At 66.6% G+C, this 25,898-nt stretch carries 24 protein-coding genes and 2 tRNA genes; 22 read left to right on the top strand and 4 right to left on the bottom strand.

Annotated elements, in window-relative coordinates:
- Position 1 precedes the first annotated feature (1 nt).
- From nadD to ACFVYC_RS03465, 5 genes are all read left to right on the top strand, one after another.
- On the top strand, positions 2-670 hold the full coding sequence (nadD, locus tag ACFVYC_RS03445) for a nicotinate-nucleotide adenylyltransferase (RefSeq protein ID WP_387547126.1): 669 nt from the start codon (positions 2-4) through the stop codon (positions 668-670).
- A 7-nt stretch (positions 671-677) separates the two neighbouring features.
- Positions 678-1,985 carry a hypothetical protein gene (locus ACFVYC_RS03450; RefSeq protein ID WP_387546570.1) on the top strand — a complete coding sequence of 436 codons (1,308 nt, stop codon included), beginning with the start codon at positions 678-680 and terminating at the stop codon, positions 1,983-1,985.
- 46 nt (positions 1,986-2,031) lie between these two features.
- Positions 2,032-2,433, top strand: a complete 402-nt coding sequence (gene rsfS, locus ACFVYC_RS03455) for a ribosome silencing factor (RefSeq protein ID WP_387546573.1) — start codon at positions 2,032-2,034, stop codon at positions 2,431-2,433.
- Between the two features lie 115 nt (positions 2,434-2,548).
- Positions 2,549-2,621: transfer RNA gene (locus tag ACFVYC_RS03460), tRNA-Ala, on the top strand.
- A 187-nt stretch (positions 2,622-2,808) separates the two neighbouring features.
- Positions 2,809-2,881, top strand: a tRNA-Ala gene (locus ACFVYC_RS03465).
- Between the two features lie 88 nt (positions 2,882-2,969).
- On the opposite strand, the gene ACFVYC_RS03470 is transcribed toward ACFVYC_RS03465, so the two are convergent.
- A complete protein-coding gene (locus tag ACFVYC_RS03470) occupies positions 2,970-4,286 on the bottom strand; it encodes a class I SAM-dependent methyltransferase (protein ID WP_387546576.1) in 1,317 nt (438 codons plus the stop codon).
- A 67-nt stretch (positions 4,287-4,353) separates the two neighbouring features.
- Between ACFVYC_RS03470 and ACFVYC_RS03475 the strand changes: the two genes are divergently transcribed.
- The 6 genes from ACFVYC_RS03475 (at position 4,354) to ACFVYC_RS03500 (ending at position 11,296) form a co-directional block, all read left to right on the top strand.
- A complete protein-coding gene (locus ACFVYC_RS03475) occupies positions 4,354-5,436 on the top strand; it encodes an FAD-dependent oxidoreductase (protein WP_387546579.1) in 1,083 nt (360 codons plus the stop codon).
- Between the two features lie 86 nt (positions 5,437-5,522).
- Entirely contained in the window at positions 5,523-6,677 is a 1,155-nt protein-coding gene (locus ACFVYC_RS03480) for a class I SAM-dependent methyltransferase (protein WP_387546581.1), read from the top strand.
- 193 nt (positions 6,678-6,870) lie between these two features.
- Positions 6,871-8,073 (top strand): ROK family transcriptional regulator, encoded by a 1,203-nt coding sequence (locus ACFVYC_RS03485; RefSeq protein WP_387547129.1) that lies wholly within the window; start codon positions 6,871-6,873, stop codon positions 8,071-8,073.
- A 107-nt stretch (positions 8,074-8,180) separates the two neighbouring features.
- A complete protein-coding gene (locus tag ACFVYC_RS03490; protein ID WP_387546583.1) occupies positions 8,181-9,533 on the top strand; it encodes an extracellular solute-binding protein in 1,353 nt (450 codons plus the stop codon).
- Between the two features lie 63 nt (positions 9,534-9,596).
- On the top strand, positions 9,597-10,418 hold the full coding sequence (locus ACFVYC_RS03495; RefSeq protein WP_387547132.1) for a carbohydrate ABC transporter permease: 822 nt from the start codon (positions 9,597-9,599) through the stop codon (positions 10,416-10,418).
- Positions 10,415-11,296 (top strand): carbohydrate ABC transporter permease, encoded by an 882-nt coding sequence (locus tag ACFVYC_RS03500; protein WP_387546586.1) that lies wholly within the window; start codon positions 10,415-10,417, stop codon positions 11,294-11,296. Before ACFVYC_RS03495 ends, ACFVYC_RS03500 begins: the two co-directional genes overlap by 4 nt.
- Positions 11,297-11,334: 38 nt before the next feature.
- Here the strand turns inward: ACFVYC_RS03500 and ACFVYC_RS03505 are convergent, their stop codons facing one another.
- Entirely contained in the window at positions 11,335-11,538 is a 204-nt protein-coding gene (locus tag ACFVYC_RS03505; protein ID WP_387546588.1) for a hypothetical protein, read from the bottom strand.
- 139 nt (positions 11,539-11,677) lie between these two features.
- Here ACFVYC_RS03505 and ACFVYC_RS03510 point away from each other — a divergent pair, with 139 nt between their 5' ends.
- From ACFVYC_RS03510 to metE, 8 genes are all read left to right on the top strand, one after another.
- Entirely contained in the window at positions 11,678-12,685 is a 1,008-nt protein-coding gene (locus tag ACFVYC_RS03510) for an AAA family ATPase (protein ID WP_387546591.1), read from the top strand.
- Positions 12,686-12,692: 7 nt separating this feature from the next.
- Positions 12,693-13,565 carry a DUF58 domain-containing protein gene (locus ACFVYC_RS03515; RefSeq protein ID WP_387546593.1) on the top strand — a complete coding sequence of 291 codons (873 nt, stop codon included), beginning with the start codon at positions 12,693-12,695 and terminating at the stop codon, positions 13,563-13,565.
- Complete coding sequence (locus tag ACFVYC_RS03520) at positions 13,555-14,022, top strand: hypothetical protein (protein ID WP_387546595.1); 468 nt, start codon at positions 13,555-13,557, stop codon at positions 14,020-14,022. Before ACFVYC_RS03515 ends, ACFVYC_RS03520 begins: the two co-directional genes overlap by 11 nt.
- Positions 14,013-15,011: a VWA domain-containing protein gene (locus ACFVYC_RS03525; protein WP_387546598.1), complete on the top strand. Its 999-nt coding sequence runs from the start codon at positions 14,013-14,015 to the stop codon at positions 15,009-15,011. Before ACFVYC_RS03520 ends, ACFVYC_RS03525 begins: the two co-directional genes overlap by 10 nt.
- Entirely contained in the window at positions 15,008-16,042 is a 1,035-nt protein-coding gene (locus tag ACFVYC_RS03530; RefSeq protein ID WP_387546601.1) for a VWA domain-containing protein, read from the top strand. The genes ACFVYC_RS03525 and ACFVYC_RS03530 overlap by 4 nt, the downstream gene beginning before the upstream one ends.
- Positions 16,039-16,776 (top strand): hypothetical protein, encoded by a 738-nt coding sequence (locus ACFVYC_RS03535; protein WP_387546604.1) that lies wholly within the window; start codon positions 16,039-16,041, stop codon positions 16,774-16,776. Before ACFVYC_RS03530 ends, ACFVYC_RS03535 begins: the two co-directional genes overlap by 4 nt.
- Positions 16,777-17,131: 355 nt before the next feature.
- Entirely contained in the window at positions 17,132-18,097 is a 966-nt protein-coding gene (locus ACFVYC_RS03540) for a methylenetetrahydrofolate reductase (protein WP_387546605.1), read from the top strand.
- Between the two features lie 84 nt (positions 18,098-18,181).
- A complete protein-coding gene (metE, locus tag ACFVYC_RS03545; protein ID WP_387546607.1) occupies positions 18,182-20,512 on the top strand; it encodes a 5-methyltetrahydropteroyltriglutamate--homocysteine S-methyltransferase in 2,331 nt (776 codons plus the stop codon).
- Between the two features lie 55 nt (positions 20,513-20,567).
- On the opposite strand, the gene ACFVYC_RS03550 is transcribed toward metE, so the two are convergent.
- Positions 20,568-21,071 carry a DUF2004 domain-containing protein gene (locus ACFVYC_RS03550; protein ID WP_387546609.1) on the bottom strand — a complete coding sequence of 168 codons (504 nt, stop codon included), beginning with the start codon at positions 21,069-21,071 and terminating at the stop codon, positions 20,568-20,570.
- 39 nt (positions 21,072-21,110) lie between these two features.
- Complete coding sequence (locus ACFVYC_RS03555) at positions 21,111-22,034, bottom strand: LysR family transcriptional regulator (protein WP_387546611.1); 924 nt, start codon at positions 22,032-22,034, stop codon at positions 21,111-21,113.
- A 145-nt stretch (positions 22,035-22,179) separates the two neighbouring features.
- On the opposite strand from ACFVYC_RS03555, the gene ACFVYC_RS03560 reads away from it, so the two are divergent.
- The 3 genes from ACFVYC_RS03560 to ACFVYC_RS03570 are packed head-to-tail and all read left to right on the top strand — an operon-like array spanning position 22,180 to position 25,696.
- Positions 22,180-23,577 carry an NAD(P)/FAD-dependent oxidoreductase gene (locus ACFVYC_RS03560; RefSeq protein WP_387546613.1) on the top strand — a complete coding sequence of 466 codons (1,398 nt, stop codon included), beginning with the start codon at positions 22,180-22,182 and terminating at the stop codon, positions 23,575-23,577.
- Positions 23,574-24,299, top strand: a complete 726-nt coding sequence (locus tag ACFVYC_RS03565; RefSeq protein ID WP_387546615.1) for a DUF1365 domain-containing protein — start codon at positions 23,574-23,576, stop codon at positions 24,297-24,299. Before ACFVYC_RS03560 ends, ACFVYC_RS03565 begins: the two co-directional genes overlap by 4 nt.
- Positions 24,296-25,696 (top strand): class I SAM-dependent methyltransferase, encoded by a 1,401-nt coding sequence (locus ACFVYC_RS03570; RefSeq protein ID WP_387546618.1) that lies wholly within the window; start codon positions 24,296-24,298, stop codon positions 25,694-25,696. The genes ACFVYC_RS03565 and ACFVYC_RS03570 overlap by 4 nt, the downstream gene beginning before the upstream one ends.
- Positions 25,697-25,898: the final 202 nt, after the last annotated feature.

Here is a 25,898-nt window from a genome sequence, read left to right on the forward strand (position 1 = left end):
CATTTCCCGCGTTCTTCACCACAACGGTGCCAACGGCAGGCTGCGCCTGGGGGTGATGGGCGGGACGTTTGATCCCATTCATCACGGCCACCTGGTGGCTGCCAGTGAGGTGGCTGCCGAGTTCGACCTGGACGAGGTGGTTTTTGTTCCCACCGGCCAGCCGTGGCAGAAATCCCACAAGCAGGTCAGCGAGCCCGAACACCGTTACCTGATGACCGTTATCGCCACGGCTTCCAACCCGCGGTTCACGGTCAGCAGGGTGGACGTGGACCGTCCCGGGCCCACCTACACCATTGATACCCTGCGTGACCTCCGGGCCCAGCGTCCGGACGCGGATCTTTTCTTCATCACCGGCGCCGATGCGCTGGCCCAGATCCTGTCTTGGAAGGACATCGACGAGTTGTGGTCACTGGCCCACTTTGTCGGCGTGACCAGGCCGGGGCACGTGCTGGACGGCATGGGCCGAAAGGATGTCAGCCTGCTGGAGGTGCCCGCCATGGCCATCTCTTCCACGGACTGCCGTACACGTGTGGCCTCGAACAATCCTGTGTGGTACCTCGTGCCGGACGGGGTAGTCCAGTACATCGCCAAGTACGGCCTGTACCTGGACGCCCCGGCAGGTGCCAATGCTCCAACCTCCGAAGCAAGCGAACCAGCCAGCACTGAATGAGTTCTCCATGAGTCAGGAACAGCCCCCCATCCGCAGCCGCCGGGAACTCCGGAAGGCAAGGGATGCGCAACAGCCATCCGTGTCCACAGCTACGGATCAGCTTTCGCCTGCCCCGAAGAAACCCGCCGCAAACCGCCCCGCACCGGGCCCTGCGGTGCCGGCTCCTGAACAAACGCACACCCAGCGTTCCTCCCAGATCCGGGCGCGTGACCGTGCAGCCCTGCGCACCATCAAGGAACTCGAGGAGAAAGAGGGCCAGCTGGCAGGAGGAGGTGCACCCACGCGGCGCCAACTCCGCCTGCAGCAACTCAAGGAACAGGCGCTTACCGCTGCCAACCCCATCGTTGCCCCGGCCGGTCCTGTTGATCCGGCCGCAAAGGGTCCGGCATCGCCGGCCGTCCAGGAGATCGCAGCGGGGGAGCAGGATAGCCGGGGCGTCAGCAGCTCGCCTTCCCCGAGCCCTGCGCCTGCTCTAAACGGCGCACCTTCGCCGGGCAGCACACCTTCCACGGTTCCTGGTGGGATGACCGTCGAACAGGCGTTGGCGGCACGGTCCCTGATCGCCGAGCAGGCCAAGAACCAGATCGCCAAGATGCAGCACATCGCATCGCTGGATCCTGAAGCTGTGGATCCGGAGATCCTGGCGGAACAGATTGCCCTGGCGGAACGCGCGGCCGTGATGAACCGGCGGGCCATGGCAAAGCAAAAGCTGGCCGAGCAGACCGGCGTCCCTGCGCCTGCCACCGATCCTTCCTCCGCCAAAGAACCTGCAGCGCAGCAACAGGGGCCCAAGCCGTCACCCGTTCCGGCGCAGCGTCCGGCCCCCTCGACCGCCAGCAACCTAGCCATGGTCACGCCGCTGGAATTCGTTCAGGTGCCGGGCGTGGACCGGCCGGTCATGAAGCCGCCGGCAACCAGCCACGTTCCGGTCACCACCCGTCCCGGCGCAAAGGTTTCGCCTGCCGGCACCAGGAAGCGGCGCCCGGATGCCGGTGACCGGCCGGGCAAGTCCGACGCCGGCTCCGGCCGTTCGGATGTGATTGCCCGGGCTGAGGCTGCTGCCAAGGCTGCCGTCCACCCCAAGCCTGCTGTCCTGGCGCCGGCAGTGGTGGCGGAGAAACGCACCGAGGACATCTTCGAGGACCTGCCCAGGGTCCCTGCCCGGCAGGCCCATGGACTCGATCCGCTGGACGCCGCAACGGCCGGGCTCGCCCGCGCCACCCGCAACCGCGTCCTCCAGTTCAGCGTCCTGGCCTTCGGGATTCTGGCCCTCATCGCCGGCATCTTCCTGATCATCAGCGGAATGTCCCGCTAGCCGGCACCGCCGGCACCACAAGCTTTTTAAACCAACAAGGAGTCCCGTGACTGCATCAGATTCATCCATCACCACAGCCCGCGTTGCCGCCAAGGCAGCTGCGGACAAGATTGCCCAGGACATTGTGGCCCTGGACGTGAGCGAGCGGCTCGCCCTGGCAGACGTTTTCCTCATTGCCTCCGCCCCCAGCGAGCGGCAGGTCAACGCCATCGTTGATGGGATCGAAGAGGAACTGGCCAAGCAGGAACTGCGCCCGATCCGGCGCGAGGGGCGCTCAGGCGGCCGCTGGGTCCTGCTCGACTACGCGGACATCGTTATCCACGTCCAGCACGAGGAAGACCGCGTCTTCTACGCGCTGGAGCGCCTGTGGAAGGACTGCCCCGTGGTGGACCTCCAACTGGGCGACGACGCGTCGGCGAAGACTGCTGCCTCCACCGACACGGAGTAAATGCGCCGAAACAAGCCGAATATGCCCGATTTGGAATTTTCGGAATTGCTGTTCTAAGATATTTGAGTTGCTTCGGGGAAACCCGAAAGAAAAGCTCTTCGAGCGGCAATAATTCGGGGCTGTGGCGCAGCTGGTAGCGCACCTGCATGGCATGCAGGGGGTCAGGGGTTCGAGTCCCCTCAGCTCCACCGACAATCCGCCGGAATCATCAGATTCCGGCGGATTTTTTTGTCAGCTTCCGCCGGTGCCACCGTGGCCGGCGAAGGGCGCATGGAGCGTCCACCTTTCGGAAGGTGCCGATTGGCGCACGGGACGAAAGTGCATTAAGCTGATCAGGTTGCTTCGGCGGGACATCCTCCCACTGCAGCAAGGTCCGGGGCTGTGGCGCAGCTGGTAGCGCACCTGCATGGCATGCAGGGGGTCAGGGGTTCGAGTCCCCTCAGCTCCACCGGTCGGCCTCCGCCAGGAGGAAACAAAAGGAACCATCCCAACGGATGGTTCCTTTTGTTTTCCCGCCAAGATACCGGTCCGGGCCGCTACAGCCACTGCGTCCGGCGCAGCGGAGGCTGGTTTCCGCCGGGCCGCTGGACAAGAACCTGGTTGACGCCCGTCAGCCCGTTTTCAAAGCCCAAGGCACTGGAGGCCATATACAGCCGCCACACCCGTGCCCGTCCCAGGCTGGTCAGCTTCGCCGCCTGGTCCCAGTGCTCCTCGAGCCGGCTGACCCATGCCCGCAGGGTAAGCGCGTAGTGCCGGCGCAGGGCTTCCACGTCCAGGATCTCAAAACCCGCAGATTCCAGGGCGGACGACATCTCGCCCAGGCTGATCATCTCGCCGTCGGGAAAAACATACCGGGGGATAAAGGAATCAGGGTCCGGCGCGGTAGGGCCTGCGTTCCAGGAGATGGCGTGGTTCAGCAGCCGGCCGCCGGGGCGCAACAGGTTGAACAACGCCGCTGTGTAGCGGGGCATCTCCGCCCGGCCCACATGCTCGGACATCCCGATGGAGCTGATGGCGTCGAAAGGCCCGTCCTGGACATCGCGGTAGTCCTGCACACGGATGTCAATGCTTTCGGTCAGGCCGGCGTCGGCGGCCCTCTTGCGTGCCCTGATGGCCTGCTCCTGCGACAAAGTTACGCCAACCACCGTAACGCCGTACCGTCCGGCAGCGTGCAGGGCGAAGCTTCCCCAGCCGCAGCCAACGTCCAGCACGCGCATCCCCGGCTTGAGCCCCAGCTTGCGGCACACCAAGTCAAGCTTTGCCTCCTGGGCGGCATCCAGGCCCGGGGCCAGCCGGTCGCCGGCGGGAGCCCGCCCGTCCTCCTCCTCGGGCCACACAGCGCAGGAGTAGACCATTGAAGAACCCAGGACCAGCGCGTAGAAGTCATTGCCGACGTCGTAATGGTGGGAGATGGCGGCGGAATCCCGGCCCCGGGAGTGAAGCCTGCCCTTGCGGGCGATTCGTGCCTCCTCCGGTGGAGGAGCAGGGTTGGGGCCAAGTGCCCCCAGTCTCACGGCAGTCCGGAGCAGCATCCAGAGTTCGCCCAGGGTGAGCGGCTTAAAGGGCCCCGGTTCCGCAAACTTCCCGGCCGAGCTCAACGCGGTAAAGGCGGCAAAGACGTCACCCGGGGCATCGATGTCACCGGAAACGTACGCCCGGCTCAGGCCCAGCTGCCCCGGGGACCATAGCATCCGACGCAGGGCACGCCGGGAACGGAACTCCAGCAGCGGCGCTCCGTGCGGTCCGGCCTCGGAGCCGTCCCACGCCCGCAGGCGGAGCGGGATTTCTTCGGTGCCCAGCACGACGGCGAGGGCCTTTGCGAGTCGTGCGGCGTTCCCTTTGCTGGCGGTCATGGCAGTCCTCCCTGTGTCCTTGGGCCAAGACTAAGGGAGGCACCCCCTGCGCGACTATCATGGGTGGGTGAATTCTGCCCGCGCCGACGTTGTTGTCATTGGCGCGGGCCAGGCCGGGCTTTCCGCCGCTTACCACCTCCAGCGCCGGGGGCTGGACTTCGTGGTGCTCGACGCCGAGGAAGGTCCGGGCGGCGCGTGGCGGCATCGGTGGAAAAGCCTCCGGATGGCCACGGTCAACGGCATCAGCGACCTCCCCGGCATCGCCAAGCCCGCCGTGGACCCCAGGGAACCCAGCTCAGAGTTCCTGACGCGCTATTTCAGCGGGTATGAAGAGGAACTGGGGTTGTCCGTCCAGCGGCCCGTCAGGGTCACGTCGGTTAAGCGCGAAGACACGGATCCGTACGGCAGGTTGCTCGTCAGCACCACCGCCGGTGACTGGAGCGCGGCGGCGGTCATCAATGCCACCGGCACCTGGACCCGGCCGTTCTGGCCCATCTATCCCGGGCAAACGACGTTCCGGGGCAGGCAGCTCCACGTGGCCGACTATGTCTCGGCCGGCGAGTTCGCCGGCAAGCATGTGGTTGTGGTGGGCGGCGGGATTTCCGCCGTCGGGCTCCTGGACGAAATCTCGCGGATCACCTCCACCAGCTGGTTCACCCGGCGGGAGCCGGTGTGGCGGGACGCCGAATTCGATGCCCGGGCCGGCCACGACGCCGTGGAACTGGTGGAGGAACGGGTCCGCCAGGGCCTGCCGCCGCAAAGCGTGGTGTCGGTGACCGGGCTCATCTGGACGCCCGCCCTGCGTGCGGCGGCAGCACGCGGTGCCCTCATCCGGCAGCCGATGTTCACCTCAATCGAATCCGACGGCGTCCGGCTGGCCGACGGGAGCTTCCTGGCAGCAGACGTCATCCTGTGGGCCACGGGCTTCCGGGCCGAACTCGAGCACCTCGCCCCGCTGCACCTTCGGGGACCGGGCGGTGGAATCGTGATGGACGGAACCCGGGTGGCAACCGAGCCCCGGGTCCACCTGGTGGGCTACGGGCCGTCGTCGTCAACCATCGGCGCCAACCGGGCAGGCCGCGCCGCAGTAGCGGCGATTCTGAAACTCCCCGGGATCCGGCCCACCGCCGGGACGGTAAATTGGGGCTGACGGGCGGGCAGGGCCAGGACAATCCGGCCATGGCTGTTAGGGCACGGCAATCAGACACAGCAAACGGGCAAGGCGGCAGGAACCAGGTGGCACTACAGACTCTTGAGGATGTCCTTCCGGTACTCCGGCGGCGGCCGGACGTGGAAGCGCCCAACCTGCAGGCCTGGGATGCCACAGACCGCCTGCTGCTTGATGCAGCAGCCGCGCATGTGCCGGCCGGAAACAGGCTGACCGTCATCGGTGACCGTTTTGGTGCCCTGACCCTTGGTGCGCTTGCGGTCTTGAGCTCCGGCCCGGTGCGCGTGCACCAGGACCTCATCACCGGCGAACAGGCGTTGCGGCTGAATGCCGCGGCGGTGCTCGGAAACGGCACCGAACGTGACCTGCCGTTTGTCCAGCTTCCCCTCGGACGCGAACTCCTGGAAGACGCGGAGACTGTCCTGCTGCAGTTGCCCAAGACCCTCGCCGAGCTGGACGAGATCGCTGCGGCGGTGGCCCGGTACGCCTCCCCGGACGCGGTGCTCCTGGCAGGTGGCAGGGTGAAACACATGTCCCTCGGCATGAACGCGGTTTTGGAACGCCACTTCAGGTCAGTCGCGCCCCAGCTCGCCCGGCAGAAGTCCCGGGTGATCGTGGCCACCGGCCCGCAGGGCAGCGGGGACGCGGAACGCTTTCCCGTGGTCGAGCACCTGGCCGAAATCGATCTTGACGTCGCCGCCCACGGTGCCGTCTTCGCCGGTTCAAAGCTGGATATCGGCACCCGGTTCCTGCTGACGTTCCTGCCGGCCATGCGGCCGGCCCGGCACACCATCGACCTGGGCTGCGGCACGGGCATCCTTGCCGCGATGTATGCCCGGCAGCATCCCGGTGCTGAAGTCACCGCCACCGACCAGTCTGCGGCCGCCGTCGCCTCCGCCCTCGCAACGGCAGAGGCGAACGGCCTGGCGGGACAGATCCGCGCCCTGCAGGACGACGCGATGGGCACCCTGCCGGACGGGAGCGCGGATCTGATTCTGCTGAACCCGCCCTTCCACGTAGGCGCCGGCGTCCATGCGGGGGCGGGCCTGAAACTGATTGAAGCGGCCGGGCGGGTGCTGGCCCCCGGCGGTGAGTTGTGGACCGTCTACAACCGCCATCTCGCCTATTTGCCGGCGCTTGAGCGGCACGTTGGCCCCACCGTGGTGAAGGGCCAGAACCCCAAATTCACGGTAACCCTCAGCACCCGCCGGAGCCGGCGGTGATCGGGTTGGGGAAGCGGGCACGGCCCGGAACGACGGGAGGCCAGGGCCGCGCCGCGCCGTCGGCCGATCCTATGGGTCTGCGACCACGCGTAACGTACGATTCAGACATCAGTAACTATGTGCCGGAGACGAAGGGGACGCCGTGAGTGAGATCCGCCAATCGTCACCCCGACGCGGCACCAACCTGCCCCGGATGGGGGACTTCAACCTCACGGTGATCCTCGATGCCATCCGCAGGACGGCCGGCGGACTCAGCCGGGTGGAGCTCGCCCAGATCGTGGGCCTTTCGCCGCAGACCATCTCCAACATTTCCCGGCGCCTCCTGGACCAGAACCTCATTGTCGAAGCAGGCAAGGAGGGCAGCGGGCCCGGTAAACCACGCACCATCCTCCGCCTCAATCCCGGCGGAATGTTCGCCGTGGGCGTCCACCTGGACCCAGCCGTGACCACCTTTGTGGTCCTGGACCTCGTGGGCGCGGTGGTGCAGCACTCCCGGATCAAGACACCGGGCGGAAATGATCCCACTGCCGTGATTGGCACCATCGCGGCAGAGATCGCCCAGCTCGTGGCGGATTCCGGGGTGGACAGGGACAAGATCGCCGGCATCGGCGTGGCGGCTCCGGGCCCCATCGACCTGGACAACGGCACTGTTGTTGACCCGCCGCTCCTTCCCGGCTGGGACAGGGTGGAACTGCGCAACGCGCTCACCGAAGCCACGGGCTACTCCGTCCTGATGGACAAGGACGTCACCAGCGCGGCAGTGGCGGAAACCTGGGCCGGCGGCCCGAGCGGAGCCGGCAGCTTCATTTTTATGTACATGGGCACCGGCATCGGGTGCGGGATCGTGCTGAACGACGAGGTGGTCCGGGGCACCTCCGGCAACGCCGGCGAGATTGGCCACATCGTAGTGGATCCGGACGGGCCGCCGTGCGACTGCGGCCTCCGCGGCTGCGTGAAGTCATCGTGCATCCCGCAGGTGCTGGTGGCTGAGGCCGAGGCCGCCGGCATCCTGGACGCCTCCCGGTCCGGTAACAGCGGGGCCGAAATCCAGCAGAGCTTCTCCGCCTTGTGCGACCTTGCCGATGAGGGAAACGAACAGGCCCTGGCCATCATCGACAAGTCCGCGGTGCTGGTGGCCCGCGCAGCGTCCGTGGTGACCAACACCCTGGACGTCGAGCGAGTGGTGTTCGGCGGGCCGTTCTGGAGCCGCCTCGCCGAACGCTACCTTGAGAAGATCCCGGCCCTGCTCGAAGCCAACAGCGACACCCGGCTGATCCACCCCATCGAGGTGGTGGGGACCGGCGTCGGCGAGGACGTGGGGGCCATCGGCGCGGCGTCCCTGGTCCTGGAGCACATGCTCGCGCCCCGCGCCCAAAGGCTCCTGCTGGAGAGCTGAGACGGTGCCCTTGCCTGTGGCCGGGCACCGATCTAGCATTTTGCGTATTGCCGCGGCTGGGGCCCGCTGACAACGGGGGACCGCAGCCATTGATCGAATGGAGCACCATGCGTCGCCCGGCCCTGAAGACCCTGTCCGTGATCGCCTCCGCACTGATCGTCCTGGCAGCCTGCACGCCCGCTGCTCCCGGGGACGGAGCGAAAACGCTGAAGGTGGTTTATCAGAAGACCGACTCCTTCACCGCCCTGGAGACGATGTTCCAGGCAGCCAAACAGGAGTTCGAAGCCGCAAATCCGGGGGTCACCATTGAGCTGCAGCCCATCCAGGGCAACGACGACGACTATGGCACCAAGCTGGCCCTCGCCCTGCGATCGCCCTCCACCGCGCCGGACGTCTTCTACGAGGACACCTTCAAGGTCCGCTCCGACGTCGACGCCGGCTACCTCCTCAAGCTGGACAGCCACCTTGAGCGCTGGGCGGACTGGGACACGTTCGACGACGGCGCCAAGGCGGCAGGGCGGGCGGACGACGGCGGGACCTACGCGGTGCCGCTGGGAACCGACACGCGGGCCATCTGGTACAACAAGAAGGTCCTCGAAGCCGCCGGGATCAGCGTCCCCTGGGCGCCGCGCAGCTGGCAGGACATCCTGGACACTGCCCGGAAGATCAAGGCGAACGATCCCTCGGTGGTCCCGTTCAACGTGTATGCCGGTAAGGGCACCGGCGAAGGCACCGTTATGCAGGGGTTCTACGAACTCCTGTACGGAACCGGGTCCGCACTTTACGACGACGAAACCAAAAAGTGGGTGGTGGGGTCTGCCGGATTTGTTGACTCCCTGGCCTTCCTCAAGACCCTTTACGACGAGGGGCTCGCCGTTACGCCGGCAGAGGCCTTGGACGCTAATGTGTGGAAGAAGGTGTTCGGCGAGTGGTTCCCGAACGGAAAGCTGGGCGCCACGGTGGAAGGTTCCTACGCGCCGTCGTTCTGGCAGGACGGCGGCAGCTACGCATGGCCCGGCTATGAGCAGGACATGGGTGTTGCCCCGTTCCCGACGCAGGACGGCGGCGCCCCGGGATCCGTGAGTATGTCCGGCGGGTGGACGCTGGCCGTTGGTGCCGGGACTAAAGAGCCCGACCTCGCTTTCAGCTTCCTCAGCACGGCGATGAACCGGGAGAACTCCCTGAAGTTCACCCTGGGAAGTTCCCAGATCGCCGTCCGCAGCGACGTGGCCGAAGATCCCGGCTACCAGGCCGGAAACCCGTTCGTCAAGGACGTTTCCGAACTCGTCTCCGTCACGCGGTACCGCCCGGCGACGTCTGACTACCCCCGCATCTCAGCTGCGGTCCAGGAGGCGACGGAGGCCGTGATCACGGGTACGCGGTCGCCGGAGCAGGCAGCGGCGGACTACGACGCAGCGGTGACGGACATCGTAGGTGGCGACAACACCGTCCGGAAGTAAGCGGTGCCCGCCCGAACCGGGGGACGCGGGCTGCTGCGCTACCTGCCCGTCCTGCCTGCCGTTATGCTCCTGGTGGTTTTCCTCGCCGGGCCCGTGCTGTGGGCTTTCCACGCGTCCTTCACCAACGCCGGCCTGACGGGCCGCAACGCACGCAGCCCGGAATGGATTGGGCTGGAGAACTACCAGCGGCTGCTGGTGGATCCGGTGTTTCCCCTGTCGCTGGGGCTGACCGTGCTGTTTGTGATCGGTTCTGCCGTCCTGGGGCAGAACCTGCTGGGGCTGGCCCTCGCCGTCCTGATGCGCCGGGCGCGCCGGGCAGTGTCCGCCGCAGTGGGAACAGCTGTTGTGGCAGCCTGGGTGCTCCCCGAAATCGTTGCCGCCTTTGCCGCCTATGCCTACTTCAGCCGCGGCGGGACGCTGAACCAACTGCTGGGAGGCCTGGGGATGGATCAGCAGGACTGGCTTTATTCCTGGCCAATGGCGGCGGTGGTGCTGGCCAACATCTGGCGCGGCACTGCCTTTTCCATGCTGGTGTACCGCGCGGCGCTGAACGATGTTCCCACTGAAGTGGCCGAAGCCGCCCAGATGGATGGAGCAGGGGGCTGGCAGCGGCTTGCCTTCATTACGCTGCCCATGATCCGGGGGAGCATCGCCACCAACCTGATGCTGATCACGCTGCAGACCCTCGCTGTCTTTACCCTGATCTGGGTGATGACCGCCGGCGGCCCGGCCAACGCGAGCACTACGCTGCCCGTCCTGGCCTACCAGGAAGCCTTCAAATTCGGTGACATCGGCTACGGCACTGCCGTGGCATCAGTGCTGATCCTCATCGGAGGCGTGTTCGGCGCGGTCTACGTCCGGCTGCTCCGGGAGTCGAAGCGATGACCGCGCCCGTCAAAGCATCGAGGACTGTCCTTCCCAGCCAATCCGCCGGGCGGACCCGCGCACCGCACCGCAGCAGTACTCCCGCGGATGTGTCCTTGCTGCTGCTCGGCGCCTGTTTCCTGCTGCCGCTGCTGTGGCTGGTCCTGGCCTCCCTGGACACAGACGCCAGCCACGAAACCAGGGTTCCGGCACAGGCAAGCCTGGGGAATTTTTCCGCGATCATGACGCCCGGGCTGCTGCTCCAGCCATTATGGAACAGCCTGGTGCTCTCGGCCGGCACCGCCGCCGTCACCCTCGTGGCTGCGGTGCTGGCCGCCTACCCGCTGTCCCGTTACCGGTCCAGGTTCAACACGCCGTTTATGTACGCCGTCCTTTTCGGCACATGCCTTCCCATCACAGCCATTATGGTGCCCGTCTATGGACTGTTCGTTCAGCTGGAACTGCTGGACTCGATGGCGGCCACCATCCTTTTTATGGCCGCCACCGCCCTGCCGATGGCCATCTGGATGACCCGGAACTTTATGGACGCGGTGCCGGCCTCCCTTGAGGAAGCGGCCTGGGTGGACGGCGCGTCGAGGATGACCGCACGGCGAACCATCGTCCTGCCGCTGATGCGCCAGGGCCTGGGTGTGGTGTTCATCTTTGTGTTCATCCAGGCGTGGGGGAACTTCTTTGTCCCCTTTGTGCTGCTCCTGTCCGAAGCGAACCAACCCGCCGCCGTGTCCATCTTCAGCTTTTTCGGACAGCACGGGGCAGTGGCCTACGGCCAGTTGGCCGCTTTTTCCATCCTGTACTCGCTGCCGGTCCTGGCCCTGTACGTCCTGGTGGCCCGGGGTGCCGGCAGTTCGTTTGCCCTCTCGGGCGCGGTAAGGGGCTGAGCCGGCGCAACAGCGCAGGCGGCCCGTCCCGTGATGACTTAGTCGATGTCCTCGAAAACAACCCCGTAGGGAAGGCTGTCATCGAGGTGGGCCTGGTGGCCGGTGGAGCCGGGGTTGTACGTGACCCGGACGCCGTGCAGCTTGTCCGCGGCCGACTGCAGCAGGACTGGCCGCACGGTGTTGATGAACATCTCGCTTTTACCGGCGAGAAACTCCTTGTAACTGGCTGGAAGCTCGCTCATGTCAAAAGAATAGACCTGGGAGGGCGCGGTGGGGAGGGGTCCCCATTGCCGGAACCGGCGGGCCGGTCTTGGATAGGATGGCGCGGAGTGCAGCCGGCCGGCCCGTCACCCGCAAGTACAGCCACCAGGGGGAATACCAGTGCTTCAAACCAGCGCGTCCGCAAGGATTGAACCGGCGGAGCTGGCAAGGGCGCAGCAAGTTGCCGCAGGCATCTCCCGGAGCTTCGACGCCAAAATGGTGGGGCAGCAGCGGCTGCGGGAAAGCCTGCTCGTGGGCCTGCTGACCGGGGGCCACATCCTCCTGGAGAGCGTGCCCGGCCTGGCCAAAACCACCGCCGCGCAGACTGTGGCCGAAGCGGTCAGCGCGGAGTTCCGGCGGATCCAGTGCACCCCCGACCTGCTGCCCAGCGACATTGTTGGCACCCAGATTTACGACGCCGCCAAAGGCACCTTCGTGACCCAGCTGGGCCCTGTGCACGCCAACATCGTGCTCCTCGACGAGATCAACCGTTCCAGCGCCAAGACCCAGAGCGCCATGCTCGAGGCCATGCAGGAACGCCAGACATCGATCGGCGGCCAGGAGTACCGCCTGCCCTCCCCGTTCCTGGTGCTGGCCACGCAGAACCCCATTGAGCAGGAGGGAACCTACCAGCTCCCGGAAGCCCAGATGGACCGCTTTATGCTCAAGGATGTCCTCGATTACCCCTCGCCGGCGGAGGAAGCCGAGATCATCCGCCGGATCGACGCCGGCATCTTCACGCAGGAGCAGAAACCGGCGGCGGCCGCGTCGCTGGATGCCGTGATGCACGTCCAGGACGTCGTGAAGCGCATTTACCTCGATCCGGCCGTGATCAACTACATCGTGGGCCTGGTCTACGTCACCCGGAACGCCGGGCAGTACATTGATCCGCGACTGGCCGGCTTCATCGAATTCGGTGCCAGCCCCCGCGCCAGCATCGCCTTCAGCCAGGCTGCCCGGGCCGTGGCCCTCCTGAGCGGCCGGGACCACGTCATCCCCGAGGACGTGAAGTCCCTCGCCCACCGTGTGCTGCGGCACCGGCTCATCCTGAACTTCGAGGCGGTGGCCGGGCAGGTGCCGGTGGAAACGGTGATTGACGCGATCGTCGCCGCCGTCCAGACGCCCTGAGGCGCCCATGACCAGCCTCCTTCACCGGGTGAAGGCGAAGATGGCCATCTTCGCCCACCGCAAGGCCCGCGGGATGATCGACGGCGAGTACGGTTCAGTGTTCCGCGGACGCAGCCTGGACTTCGATGACCTCCGCGCCTACGTCCCCGGCGACGAGGTCCGCGACATCGACTGGAAAGCCACCGCCCGCCACGGCTCACCGCTGATCAAAAGGTACGTCGCCGTCCGCCGGCAGACGGTCCTGCTCATTACCGACACCGGACGCAACATGGCAGCCATGGCCGAAGGCGGCGAAGTGAAAAAGGACATCGCCGTGATGGCGCTGGGGGTGGTGGGATACCTCGCCCACCGCCATGGGGACGTAGTGGGCCTGGTCAGCGGCGACTCCGCCGCGACCCTGAGCCTCCCGGCGAAGGGCGGCGAAGCGCACCTTGAACGGCTCCTCCGCCACGTCCATTCCAGTACCTCCGAGGATGGGGCCGGCAGCAGGATCCAGGAGCAGCTGGGGCACGTGGCCCGAACCGTCAAAGGCAGGCACCTCCTGTTTGTGGTGGCGGACGAAATGGTGGCAGATCCGGAGCTGGGCCGGCTGCTCCGCCGGCTCCGGGCACAGCACGAGATCCTGTGGCTCACCGTGCGGGACGCGGAGTTGGCCGCCGCGGGGGACTGGTACAGCGTGGACGATTCCGCACCCCTGATGGGTCAGCTGGCGCGGTCGCCGGCCGTAGCGGCTGCCTACCGGAAGGCTGCCGCGGAGCGGGACACCGGCCGGGACAACATGCTGCGCCAGGCCGGTATCACCCACGGCTCGGTAGCCGGCAGCTCCGACGTCGTCACCGCCCTGTTCGCTCTCCTGGAAAGGCACCGGCGTGCAGGCTGATCCCGGATTCCACGGCCCGCTGCAGTACAGCCCGCTGTGGCTGTGGGCGGGACTGGCGCTGCTCCTGCTGGTGGCTGCCTGGTACGTCTTTCTGTTCACAGCCACCCGCCCGCCCCGCCCGCGGTCCGAGGAGGCGTCGGCTCCGCTGACCGACCTCCCGGGACTCAAAGCCGCGTACCTGCAGCGGATCACCGACGTGGAGCAGCATGCCGCCGCCGGGAACCTGCCGGCCCGCACCGCCCACCAGGAGATCAGCCTGCTGCTGCGGCGTTTCGTCCGGGACGCCACCGGAGTGGATGCACCGCGGATGACGCACGCCGACCTCGCGGCGCATCCCCTGCCTGCCGCCGCCGCTGCCATCGCCGCCCTGTACCCGGGCGAGTTCGGCCATGAGCCGCTTCCTGCCGTTGCCGCCTCGGCCGCCACGGCCCGCGAGGCGGTGCATTCGTGGAGCTGATCTTCTGGGGGGTGATCCCGCTCGCTGCCATCGCCGCAGGCGTGGCCGGGTGGGTCGCCCTGCGCCCCAACAGGCAAGCCAACGCACGACGCCGGCCGGCAGCCTACGCTGAACGGCTCACCATGCTGCCTGAATATCAGGCAGCGCTGCGGCGGCGCCGCCGCTGGCTCGCGGTCGCTGCGATAGCCTGTGCCTCGCTGCTGGCATCCACACTGCTGGCGGCCGCACGTCCGGTGGAGGTCACCACCATCCGGCCGGAGCAGCACAACCGGGACATCATCCTGTGCTTGGACGTTTCAGGATCCATGAGCAGCGCCGACGCTGCCGTGGTGGACGTCTTTGCCCGGCTGGCCGAAGACTTTCAGGGTGAACGGATCGGCCTGACCATTTTCGACAGCACGGCCATCCAGGTCTTTCCCCTCACGGACGACTACTCTTACGCGCAGGAACAGTTGACCCTCGCACGGGACGCCTTCGACGGCAGGCCCGGCAGCACCGGCTTCCTCAACGGCACCTGGAGCGGCCGCGGTTCGTCCCTGATCGGGGACGGCCTGGCCTCCTGCCTCAACAGCTTCCCCACCGGCAAAGGCCAGGACACCACACCGCAGCGCTCGCGGTCGGTGGTCCTGGCAACGGACAACTTCGTTTCCGGAGAGCCCATCATGACATTGCAGGAAGCCGCAGGTATCGCCAGGGACAGGGCAGTGCGCGTGTATGCGCTGAACCCGGGGGACCTGGACTACGGCGCCGGCGCGAACCAGCCGGGTGCCCAGCTGAGGGAAGCTGCCCAGTCCAGCGGCGGCGCCTACTATGCCCTCGACAGCCCCGAAGCTGTGGCCGGCATTGTTGCTGCGGTGCAGGAAACTGAGGCAGCTGCGCTCCAGGGCGCTCCCACGGCGGTGGCCTCGGACCGCGCTGACCTTCCGCTGATCTTTGCCCTCTTCTCGGGACTGGCACTCGCTGTGGCGTACTGGCGGCTCCAGCCATGACGCTGCAGCCGATCCTGCCGGCGTGGCTCCTGGTTCCCGTCATTGTTGCCACGGCGGTGCTCCTGGGATGGCGGGTGTTGCTCGAACGACGCCGGGGTACACGCCTCGAGGTCCGCCGCGCCGTGCTGGTGCTGCTGCTGTGCGCAGCGGCGCTCCGGCCTGGCTTCCCGGGCGGCCCGGGCACAGCAGCCACCGCCGACCTGAACGTGTTCTTCGTGGTGGACACCACCAGCAGCATGGTGGCCGAGGACTACGGAAATGCTGCCCCGCGCCTGGACGGCGTACGCCAGGACATGAGGGCGATCGCCGGGGAGGTGCCCGGCGCCCGTTTTTCCGTGATCACCTTTGACACCACAGCACATGTTCGGATGCCGCTGAGCACCGACACGTCGGCGCTGGAAACCATCACGTCGATCCTTGAGCCCCAGGTCACGGCCTACGCCAAGGGCAGCAGCATCACGGCCGCCCGGGAGGTGCTCGCCGAACGCCTGGCCGCTGCCCGGGAGGGCCACCCGGAGCGGCCCCGGCTGGTCTACTACCTGGGTGACGGCGAGCAGACCAGCGGGAAGGAACCGGAGCCCCTGAAACTGGAGGCCGGCCTGGTGGCCGGGGGAGCGGTGCTGGGCTACGGCACCGCCGGCGGCGGACGGATGAAGGAAAACACCGGGCTGGAATCCGACGACGATTCGTCCTACATCCAGGACAGCAGCGGCAGTGACGCCGTGTCCGTCATCGATGAAGGCCGGCTTCGTGACATCGCTGCCCAGCTTGGTGTGCCGTACGTGCACCGGTCCGCGGGGGCGTCCGTGTCCGGAATGATGCAGGAGCGGGGTCCAGGCGCACTGGAACGCACCGCTGGGAACGGCGGCCCGGGCGGCCGGACAGAGCTCTACTGGCTGTTCGCCGCCGGCGCCTTCGGGCTCGGCCTCGCTGAGGCCGTGGTGATTATCCGGCAGTTCCGCGAACTGCGGCCGGCTGCCAAACGGCACGAGGCCCCGCATTCCGCGGACGAGAAGGAGGCTGCCCGGTGACGGCCATCAAAGCCAAGGCAAGCAGGGAAGGTCTGCGGAGGCGTCGCCTGCTGCTCTGGTCGGCGCTGCCGGTACTGCTGGTGCTGTGCGTGGCCGCCAAACTGCTCAGCGTGGGCTCCCTCGCGGGGCAAGCGGCCCGAGCCTTCGCAGCGAACGATGCTGCCGCCGTCGGACGGGCTGCCGGGTGGCTGCAGCCCGCGAACATCCTCGAACGGCACAAGGCTCCGTTCGCAGCAGGCGACGCCCTGATCCTGTCCGGAGACACCGCCGCCGCCAGGTTTAGGTTCGAGGAAGCCCTGGAACTCGCACCGCCTGCATCGGCCGACGCCTGCATTATCCGGCTGAACCTGTTCCTGGCTGTCGAGAGGCTCGGCGACGACAAGCTGCGGCTGGAGGATCCGGCATCGGCCGCTGCTTTGTTCACGGAGGCACTGGAGATTGCCGCTGCCGCGGCCGGCGGTTGTTTCACCGGTGCCGGTGCGGAAGTTGGCGAGAAGCTTACCGGGGCAGAAGAACGGGTGAGCAAAAAACTCGAAGCCGCCCGCGGCGGGCAGGACGAAGCACAGCAGGAGCCCGGCCGGGAGGAGCCGCAAGCCGATGCTCCCGGCAGGACCCGGCTGGAAGAACTGGCCGAAAACGCCCGGGAAGCCCAGCGTGAACGGAACAGCGGACGGGAACGCGGGGAGTACCTTCGGGACAGCGGGTACGCTCCCGGCCCCGACCGGCCCTGGTGACGGGCCGCAGGGGCAACACACGTGCAGGAGCTGCGCGGCGAACAATGTTCTGCCGGCAGACGAAACAAGGCGTAAGAATGCGTCTTAATTCGGAGGCGAACTTGAATGCTCCTCCCGCCACTCCTAGAGTTCTATACAAGTTACCGCGGTAACGTGTCAGCGATCCTCCGTTGCGGAGGGTGTGGGTGCCCCCATGTGGGCCTGACATTTGCTCACGGACAACTTCATTTCAGGCGTAACAGTCGCGGCTGCGTCCTGTGGAGTTCTTCCGTGTTCCCCAAACTCAATTCATTGCCGGTGTCCTGTCTTCAACTTCTGACAGGCAGCCCTCAATGGCCCAAAGCCAAGGACGCAAATGTCACCACCCAGCCTTATTGACACACATCCGAACCTCTCCGACGCCGCCCCGGTGGCGCTTTCCTATGAGCTGTTCCCGCCGCGGTCGCCGAAAGCCGCGGAGACACTGTGGACCACCATCCGCGAGCTGGAAAGCACTGAACCGGACTACGTCTCCGTGACCTATGGTGCCAGCGGCTCCAACCGGGACACCGCCGTCGAACTCATCAACCGGCTCCTGCTCGAAACCACGCTCCGGCCCCTGGCGCACCTGACCTGCGTTGGCAACACGCCGCAGGAACTGGCGGGGATCATCGGCGAACTGCTGGACACCGGCGTGCGCGGGATCCTCGCCCTGCGCGGGGACCTGCCCAAGGAGGGCGGTGAACCTGCTCCGGGGTCGCTGCGCTACGCCCAGGACCTGATCGAACTCATCCGCCGGGTGGAGCAGCGCCGTTCGGCACTGCTGTGCGCGGGGAAGATCGCCGTGGGAGTTGCGGCATATCCCACGCGTCACCCCGAATCACCCAGTGAGGAGCACGACGTCGAGGTGCTGCTCGCCAAGCAGCGTTCCGGCGCCGATTTTGCCATCACGCAGGTCTTCTTCCGCACCGAAGAGTATGCGGACCTGCTGACCCGGGCACGCCGGGCCGGGGTCACCATCCCCATCATTACGGGCGTTATGCCGCTCACCAGCCTTCGCCGCCTCAAACGGCTGGGCGAACTCGCCGGCGTGGAACCCGCGCCCGAACTGATGGAACGCCTGGCTGCCGCGGACAGCGACATTGAGCGCCTGCACCTCGGCGTCGATGCCACGGTGGACCTGGCCAACGCGGCCCTCGATGCGGGTGCGCCCGGCATCCACCTCTACACCTTCAACGAACACCAAAGCGCACTGGAAGTGCTGGACAAGCTCGCCCTGCCGCGACACTCCCGCACCGCCGGCCGGCGCGCCGCTGTGGGCAGCCCCCAGCTGGCCAGCTGACCGCCTTCCGCGACCCACACGGCTCCAGACCAGTGGTCTCTGAGCCCAAGCTTTAGACGCAGCTTCTATCTAAGGAACTTTCCCATGCCTGAAAACACCACGCCTTTCCCCTCCGCCTCCCTTCTCGGCTACCCGCGCATCGGCCGCCGCCGCGAACTCAAGAAGGCCGTCGAGGCCTACTGGGCCGGCAAGATCGACGCCGCCGCCCTGGACGCCGCCGCCAAGGACATCCAGCTGACCATTGCCCGGCGCCTGCAGGAACTCGGCCTGACCGAAGCCGCAGCCGTGCCCGGCACCTTCTCCTACTACGACCAGGTCCTGGACACCACCGCGCACCTCGGCGCCGTGCCCGCCCGCTTCGGCAAGCTCCTCAACGCTGACGGACAGCTGGACATCGACGGCTACTTCACGCTGGCCCGCGGCACCAAGGAACAGCAGCCGCTGGAAATGACCAAGTGGTTCGACACCAACTACCACTACCTGGTGCCGGAGATCGGCCCGGAGACCGGGTTCACCCTCGCCTCCACCGCAAAGGTTGACGAGTTTGCCTTCGCCCTGGCCAACGGCATCGAGACCCGCCCGTACCTTGTGGGTCCGGTCACCTACCTGCTGCTTTCCAAGGCTTCCGACGACGCCCCCGCCGGTTTCGCTCCGCTGTCCCGCCTCGAGGACATCCTGCCCGTCTACGTCCAGCTGCTTGAGAAGCTTGCAGCAGCCGGCGCCGGCTGGGTACAGCTCGACGAGCCCGCACTGGTAGTGGACCAGGACACCCCGGCGGCCGAAATCGAAGCAGCCGTGGCCCGCGCCTACGAGGTGCTGACCGCTCCGGCCAGCCGTCCGCAAATCCTCGTCTCCACCCCGTACGGCTCGCTCGACGGACAGCTCGGCACCCTCGCCGCCACCAACATCGAGGCCCTCCACATAGACGTCTTCAAGGGCGCCGTTCCCTCTGCGGCCGCCCTCGCCGGCCTGGGAAACAAGACCCTGGTTGCGGGCGTCGTTGACGGCCACAACATCTGGCGCAACGACCTCGCCGCTTCCGCCGCAAAGCTTGAGGAACTGAAGGCCGCGGCCGGCAAGCTTGCCGTCTCCACCTCCACGTCCACCCAGCACGTCCCGCACGACGTCGCCGAGGAAACGCAGCTCTCCGGGCAGCTGCGCAGCTGGCTGGCGTTCTCCGACCAGAAAGCCGGAGAAGTCAAGACCCTCGCGTCTTTCCTGGCCGATCCGGGCTCCGCCAAGGCAGCCATCGACGAAGCAACCGCGGTGATCGCTTCCCGCGCCACCGCCGAAGGCGTCCGCCGTGCTGACGTCCGGGCCCGTACCGAGGCACTCACCGCAGCCGACTTCAGCCGCTCCGAATACTCAGTCCGCGAGGCCGCCCAGGAAGAGGCGCTGCACCTCCCGCCGCTGCCCACCACCACCATCGGTTCCTTCCCGCAGACCTCGGAGATCCGTTCGGCCCGCGCCCGCAACAACAAGGGTGATCTCACCAACGAGCAGTACGAAAAGCTCATGAAGGACGAGATCAAGCGCGTTGTGGAGCTGCAGGAAGAGCTCGGCTACGACGTCCTGGTGCACGGCGAACCCGAGCGCAACGACATGGTGCAGTACTTCGCCGAGAACCTCGAAGGCTTCGACGTCACCGTGCACGGCTGGGTCCAGTCCTACGGCTCACGCTGCACCCGCCCGTCCATCCTGTGGGGCGATGTCACCCGCAGCGCGCCCATCACTGTTGAGTGGGCTGAGTACGCCCAGTCCCTTACCAGCAAGCCGATGAAGGGCATGCTCACCGGTCCGGTCACCATCCTGGCCTGGTCCTTCGTCCGCGACGACCAGCCGCTGGGCGAAACCGCCAACCAGGTGGGCCTGGCCCTGCGCGACGAGATCGCCGATCTCGAGGCCGCCGGCATCAAGGTCATCCAGGTGGACGAGCCCGCCCTGCGCGAACTGCTACCGCTGCGGAAGGCCCACCACGCCGACTACCTGAAGTGGTCCGTCGACTCCTTCCGCCTGTCCACCGCCGGCGCTGCGGACGCAACCCAGATCCACACCCACCTCTGCTACTCGGAGTTCGGCGTGATCATCGACGCGATCGACGGGCTGGACGCGGACGTAACCTCCATCGAGGCCGCACGGTCCCGCATGGAGGTTGTGCACGACCTGGAGTCCCACAGCTTCGGCCGCGGCGTTGGCCCGGGCGTGTACGACATCCACTCGCCGCGCGTCCCCGGCACCGGGGAAGTCACCGAACTGCTCAGCACCGCCGTCAAGCACGTGCCGTCACGCCAGCTCTGGGTCAACCCGGACTGCGGGCTGAAGACCCGCGGCTACACGGAGACCGAGGAATCCTTGCGGAACCTGGTGGAGGCCACCAAGGCGGTCCGCGCCAGCCTGCTGGAAACCGCGAAGTAGGACAACAAAGTAAAACGGTGGTTGGGCCTGGAGCCCAACCACCGTTTTTGCGTTGTCAGGCCCAGACGATCTCGTCGTCCACCACGCCGTCCTCGTCGGCTGAGGCCACCAGGACTTCGTCGGTGAAGTGTTCGCCCAGGGTGAAGTCCATCACGAAGTAGCGTTCAGGCTGGCCGGGGTAGATCCCAACGTGGCCCAGCTTCAGTGCCTTCAGGAACACTGCATTGGTGAGCTGGCTGCGGTCCGTTACACCGAAGACCTTTTGCAGGTGCTCATCCTTGAGCGCGTTGCAGTGGAAGTGGAGGTACTCCTGGGGGCTGGTACCTTCCTGCTCCAGCTCCTCGGCGATCATGTCCCGCACCTCGTCAACAAGCTCCGGCAGGAAGCGCAGACGGTAGTCGACCTTCCGCAGTGCGGCTTCGTCGAAGTGGTCATGGGAGGTGACGTTCAGGTCGATTTCCAGCGGATGGCCGCGCAGTTCATGCTTGGCGGCGATGAAGTGATCCTTGCCGTGGTTGAGCTCGATCTCTCCAAAGTGCTGGCTCGCTACCCTGTTCATACTTTCAACATAGACCCGAACTGCGGTGCTTGCCACTGTTCAGGGCGAATTCACCGCGGTGCGCATCCCGGCCAGCGTCTCAGCCAACAGGTCAACGAACAGCTGTACCCTGGCGGTCTTCCGGTCATTGATCAGCAGCGCGAAAACGTTGCGGGCAAGCCGGATCTCGGGAACGTCAAGCACCACCACGCCGTCGGGCCGGTGGCGCAGGGCCAGCTCGGGAACCAGCGCCGCCCCGAGCCCCGCCGCAGCCATTTCGAGGCTTGCGTGGAAATCGTCACTGTGCGCCACCACGCGGGGATGCAGGTTGCAGCCGGCGAAGAGTCGTTCGATCACCATGGCATCGCTGGTGCCGGGGTGGTGCATGATCCACGGCATTTCGGACAGGTGGTCCGCTGCCACCTTCGCGTCAGACCGGAAACCCCACCCTGCGGGCAGGACCACCCGGAAGTTGTCATCGCCGATCCACTGCCGGTTGATGGTGTTCGGCCACGCGAACCCGGTCTGTCCCACCTGGAAGACCACGGCCAGGTCCAGGTCTCCGCCGGTCCGCAGCCCCTGGATGGTCTGGCCCGGTTCCGCCACGGATACTTTCAGGTCGATGCCCAGGTTCTTCCATGCCGGGTTCTTCAGGATCCGGGGCAGGACGTAGGTCGCCAGGCTGGGAAAGATGCCCAGCCTCAGTTCCTGGTTGGCGGCGTCCTGGGTTTTGGATGCGGCGGCCATCAGTGCCTCCATGTCCGTGAGCACCTTGGCTGCGTGCCGGGTCATCACGACGGCGGCTTCCGTGGGCACCACGCTACGCGCGGAGCGCTGGAAGAGGACCACTCCAGTGTCGCGTTCCAGCGCAGACATCTGTTGGGAAACTGCCGAGGCGGTGTAGCCCAGTGTGGACGCGGCGGCCGCAAACGAGCCCAGCCGCGTGACCTCCAGGAGGGTCTTCAGGTGTACCGGATTTACCACCTGCCCACAGTACTCCGCTGCCCGGTACTGACGAGCTGCCGGGCGCTGAAGAATCTGCCGGACCGCCACCCATCCGCTGCGGCAACGGTGCCGAATTGCCCTCTGTATAACCACCACTGGCAAATGTTCAGCAGAGGAGCATAACTTGTCACAGAACCCGGCAGTGAACAGAGGCGACAGACGGCGCGTGGCGGTCGTCGGCAGCGGAGTGGCCGGTTTGACTGCCGCCTACGTCCTCAACCGGCAGGACAGTGTCACCCTTTTTGAGGCGGACTCCCGCCTCGGCGGGCACGCCCACACGCACGACATCCCGCAACCGGACGGGTCCGTCATCGGCGTCGATACCGGCTTCATCGTCCACAACGAGCGGACCTATCCCACCCTGCTGCGGCTGTTCGCTGAGCTGGGGGTGGAAACGCAGGACTCCGAAATGAGCATGTCCGTCCGGTGCGACGGCTGCGGGCTGGAGTACGCGGGAGCGCGCGACGGCGGCCGCGGAATCATTGCCCGGCCGTCCAGTCTGCTGCGGGGCCGCTACCTGCTGATGCTGCTTGAGGTCACCCGCTTCTACCGCAAGGCCCGGGCACTCCTGAAGACAGCGCCGATTTCAGCTGTCAGTCCGGATACCGCCCGGCCGGAGCTGACCCTGGGCGGGTTCCTGGAACGGAACAACTTCAGCCCGTACTTCATTTCGCATTTTATGACCCCGGTGGTCAGCGCGGTCTGGTCCTGCGATCCCACCACTGCGTTGGCCTACCCGGCCCGCTACCTCTTCACCTTCCTGGACCACCACGGCATGCTGGGCGTGAAGGGTTCCCCGCAGTGGCGGACCGTCACCGGCGGTTCCGCCCGGTACGTGGAGAAGCTCGCCGCCACCCTGCCGGATGTCCGGCTCAACACCCCCGTCACCGCCATCCGGCGCCTGCCGCATGGCGTGGAGCTCGCAACGCAGCACGGGCTGGAACACTTCGACGCCGTCGTGATTGCCACCCACCCGGCCCAGGCACTCAGGTTCCTGGCCGATGCCACACCGGAGGAGAAGGCAGCACTGGGCGGGATGCCCTACTCGGTGAACCACACCGTGTTCCACCGGGACCCCGCAGTCCTCCCCGCCGCCAGCAACGCGAAAGCGTCATGGAACTACCGCCTGCCGTCGTGCGACGCCCGCCCGGACAAGGTCCTGGTCAGTTACGACCTCAGCCGGCTGCAGCGGCTTGACCCGGTTCCAGGCAGGCCATACCTGGTGAGCCTGGGGGAGTCGGAGCTAATTGCCGATGACGCGGTGCTGGAGCGGATGGTGTACGAGCACCCGCAGTACACCCCCGAATCGCTGCAGGCGCAGCAGGCCATCGCCGGGCTCAGCGACAGCCGGATCGCCTATGCCGGTGCCTACCTGGGCTGGGGTTTCCATGAGGACGGGGCACTGTCCGGCGTCCGCGCCGCGGAATCCCTGGGCCGCTCCTGGGCCGTGGCCCTGGCCGATCCGCTGGAGTCCCCGAACGGCGGGGAGCGGGAGCTTCTCTCCGCAACGGACCCTTTATGAGCGCGGCGATCTACCGCACGTCCATATCCCACGTACGGCGAACTCCCCTGAAGAACGCGTTTAAGTACCGCAGCTACAGCTGGTTCGTGGACGTCGACCAGCTTCCGCGGCTTCCCCTCCTGCTGCGGCCGCTGGCCGCGTTCCGCGCAGGTGACCACCTGGGTGATCCGGATGCCACCATCCGCAGCAACGTCGAAAAATACCTGCGCACGCAGGGGGAAGAGCCCGACGGCGGCCTCATCCACATGCTGACCAGCGCCAGGGTTTTCGGCTACGTCTTTAATCCGCTGACGCTGTTCTGGTGCTACAGGTCCACCGGTGAGCTGAAGTGTGTGGTGGCCGAAGTCCACAACACCTACGGGGAGCGCCACTGCTACCTGCTCCGGACGGATCCTGCCGGACGCGCCTCGGTCCCCAAGGCGTTCTATGTTTCACCGTTCAATGACGTGGACGGACAGTACCGCATGAAGCTGCCCGCGCCGGGGGAGCGGCTCGGGGTTTCCATCGTGCTGGACCGCGAAGGCCACCGGCCGTTCGTGGCCAGCGTGGACGGCACGCGCCGCCCGGCCACGCTTCCGAACATCCTGGCGGCGGCACTGGCGGTACCTGCCGCGCCGTTGCTGGTTTCCGCTCTCATCCGGATACAGGGCATCAAACTTTGGGCCAGGCGCCTGCCCGTCGTCGCCCGGCCGCACCACCCCTCACAGGAGGCAGTTCAATGACACTGATCGACCACAACGAAGCAACTGCAGTCCCTGTCAGGGGCAAAACCGGGGACATAGCTGCAGGCGAGGTTCTGGACAAAGCCGCCGCGCACTATGCCGCAGCCTGGACCGCGACGGGAGTGCCGGCGTCGCCCGCCACAATCGATCCCGAGGTATGGCCGGAAGTTGCCCGGCCGCCGTCGGGCGCCAAAGCGGCCCTGGCAGGCAAAGTGGCAGGGCTTCTGTTCAAGGGGGCCGTGAAGCGGCTGCCCCTGCGGGTTGAGTACCCGGACGGTTCAATCCTGGGCACAGGCGGCCCCGGCGCCCCGGTGATGGTGATGCTCCGGCCGGCGTCGTTCGAAGCCCGGATCGGTGACAACGGACTGATCGGGCTGGGCGAGTCATTTATGGCCGGCGATTGGGAGGCCGCCGACCTCGCCGGCGTCCTTGAGGTGTTTGCCGCCTCAGTGGACACGTTGATTCCCGCGCCGCTGCAGGCTTTGCGCCCGCTGTACCTGCCGCGCACGCCCCGGCAGGAACGGAACGCCGAGAACAACACCCGCAGCAACATCTCGCGGCACTACGACCTGTCCAACGATTTGTTCTCCACGTTCCTTGACTCCACCATGAGCTATTCGTCGGCGCTGTTTCCGCTCGACGGCGGGCCGCTGGAGTCTGTGGGCTGGCAGGCTTTGGAGGCGGCGCAGCAAGCCAAAATTGACAGGCTGCTGGACAAAGCCGGCGTCGGCGCCGGCACCAGGGTCCTGGAAATCGGCACCGGGTGGGGCGAGCTGGCACTTCGGGCTGCCGCCCGCGGCGCCACTGTCTACAGCGTCACCCTGTCCAGTGAACAGCAGGAGCTCGCGCAGGAGCGCATTGCGGTTGCCGGTTATGCGGACCAGGTGACCGTGGCGCTGCAGGACTACCGGGCGGTGGAAGGTGAGTACGACGCCGTTGTGTCGGTGGAGATGATCGAGGCGGTGGGCTATGAGTACTGGCCCATCTACTTCCAGACCATCGACCGCGTGCTGGCCCCGGGCGGCAAGGTGGCCATCCAGGCGATCACCATGCCGCACGGGCGTATGCTCGCCACCCGGAACGCCTACACCTGGGTCCACAAATACATCTTCCCCGGCGGCTTCCTGCCGTCCGTGCGCGCCATCGAGGGCGTGGCGCAGCAGCACACCACCTTGCGCGTGCGCGAACGGATGGGCCTGGGGGACCACTACGCGGCCACCCTGCGGCTGTGGGAGGAACGGTTCCTGGAACGGTCGCCCGAAGTGGGGGAGCTGGGCTTCGACGCGGTGTTCCAGCGGATGTGGCTGTTCTACCTCTGCTATTCGCGGGCCGGATTCCAGTCCGGCTACCTGGACGTACAGCAGATTGTGCTGGACCGCCGGGAGGTCCAGCTCTAGCTGCAGTGCGGTTGGTCACCATAAGGGGTTCCGAAGGTCACTTCCGGGCCCCTTTTTGGTGTCCGGCGGGCGGGTCCGGAGGGGTCCGACACGCCGTCTTTTCCACGACACGCTGGGCCTTAAATGTGGCTAAGTACTCCACAGGGTGTGGATTCCGTCCGCAAAAACGGCGGGATTCCGGACATTTTGAAGGCCCCTCCCT

This window comes from Pseudarthrobacter sp. NPDC058329 (assembly GCF_042879835.1).
Taxonomy (GTDB): Bacteria; Actinomycetota; Actinomycetes; order Actinomycetales; family Micrococcaceae; genus Arthrobacter.

Coding starts and splice junctions, on each gene's coding strand:
- ACFVYC_RS03550 (WP_387546609.1), bottom strand. CDS start 21,071: ATGAACAGGGTAGCGAGCCAGCACTTTGGAGAGATCGAGCTCAACCAC.
- ACFVYC_RS03495 (WP_387547132.1), top strand. CDS start 9,597: ATGCTCCTGGTGGTTTTCCTCGCCGGGCCCGTGCTGTGGGCTTTCCAC.
- ACFVYC_RS03500 (WP_387546586.1), top strand. CDS start 10,415: ATGACCGCGCCCGTCAAAGCATCGAGGACTGTCCTTCCCAGCCAATCC.
- ACFVYC_RS03450 (WP_387546570.1), top strand. CDS start 678: ATGAGTCAGGAACAGCCCCCCATCCGCAGCCGCCGGGAACTCCGGAAG.
- ACFVYC_RS03490 (WP_387546583.1), top strand. CDS start 8,181: ATGCGTCGCCCGGCCCTGAAGACCCTGTCCGTGATCGCCTCCGCACTG.
- ACFVYC_RS03515 (WP_387546593.1), top strand. CDS start 12,693: ATGACCAGCCTCCTTCACCGGGTGAAGGCGAAGATGGCCATCTTCGCC.
- metE (WP_387546607.1), top strand. CDS start 18,182: ATGCCTGAAAACACCACGCCTTTCCCCTCCGCCTCCCTTCTCGGCTAC.
- ACFVYC_RS03540 (WP_387546605.1), top strand. CDS start 17,132: ATGTCACCACCCAGCCTTATTGACACACATCCGAACCTCTCCGACGCC.
- ACFVYC_RS03505 (WP_387546588.1), bottom strand. CDS start 11,538: ATGAGCGAGCTTCCAGCCAGTTACAAGGAGTTTCTCGCCGGTAAAAGC.
- ACFVYC_RS03470 (WP_387546576.1), bottom strand. CDS start 4,286: ATGACCGCCAGCAAAGGGAACGCCGCACGACTCGCAAAGGCCCTCGCC.
- ACFVYC_RS03530 (WP_387546601.1), top strand. CDS start 15,008: ATGACGCTGCAGCCGATCCTGCCGGCGTGGCTCCTGGTTCCCGTCATT.
- ACFVYC_RS03485 (WP_387547129.1), top strand. CDS start 6,871: ATGGGGGACTTCAACCTCACGGTGATCCTCGATGCCATCCGCAGGACG.
- ACFVYC_RS03565 (WP_387546615.1), top strand. CDS start 23,574: ATGAGCGCGGCGATCTACCGCACGTCCATATCCCACGTACGGCGAACT.
- ACFVYC_RS03570 (WP_387546618.1), top strand. CDS start 24,296: ATGACACTGATCGACCACAACGAAGCAACTGCAGTCCCTGTCAGGGGC.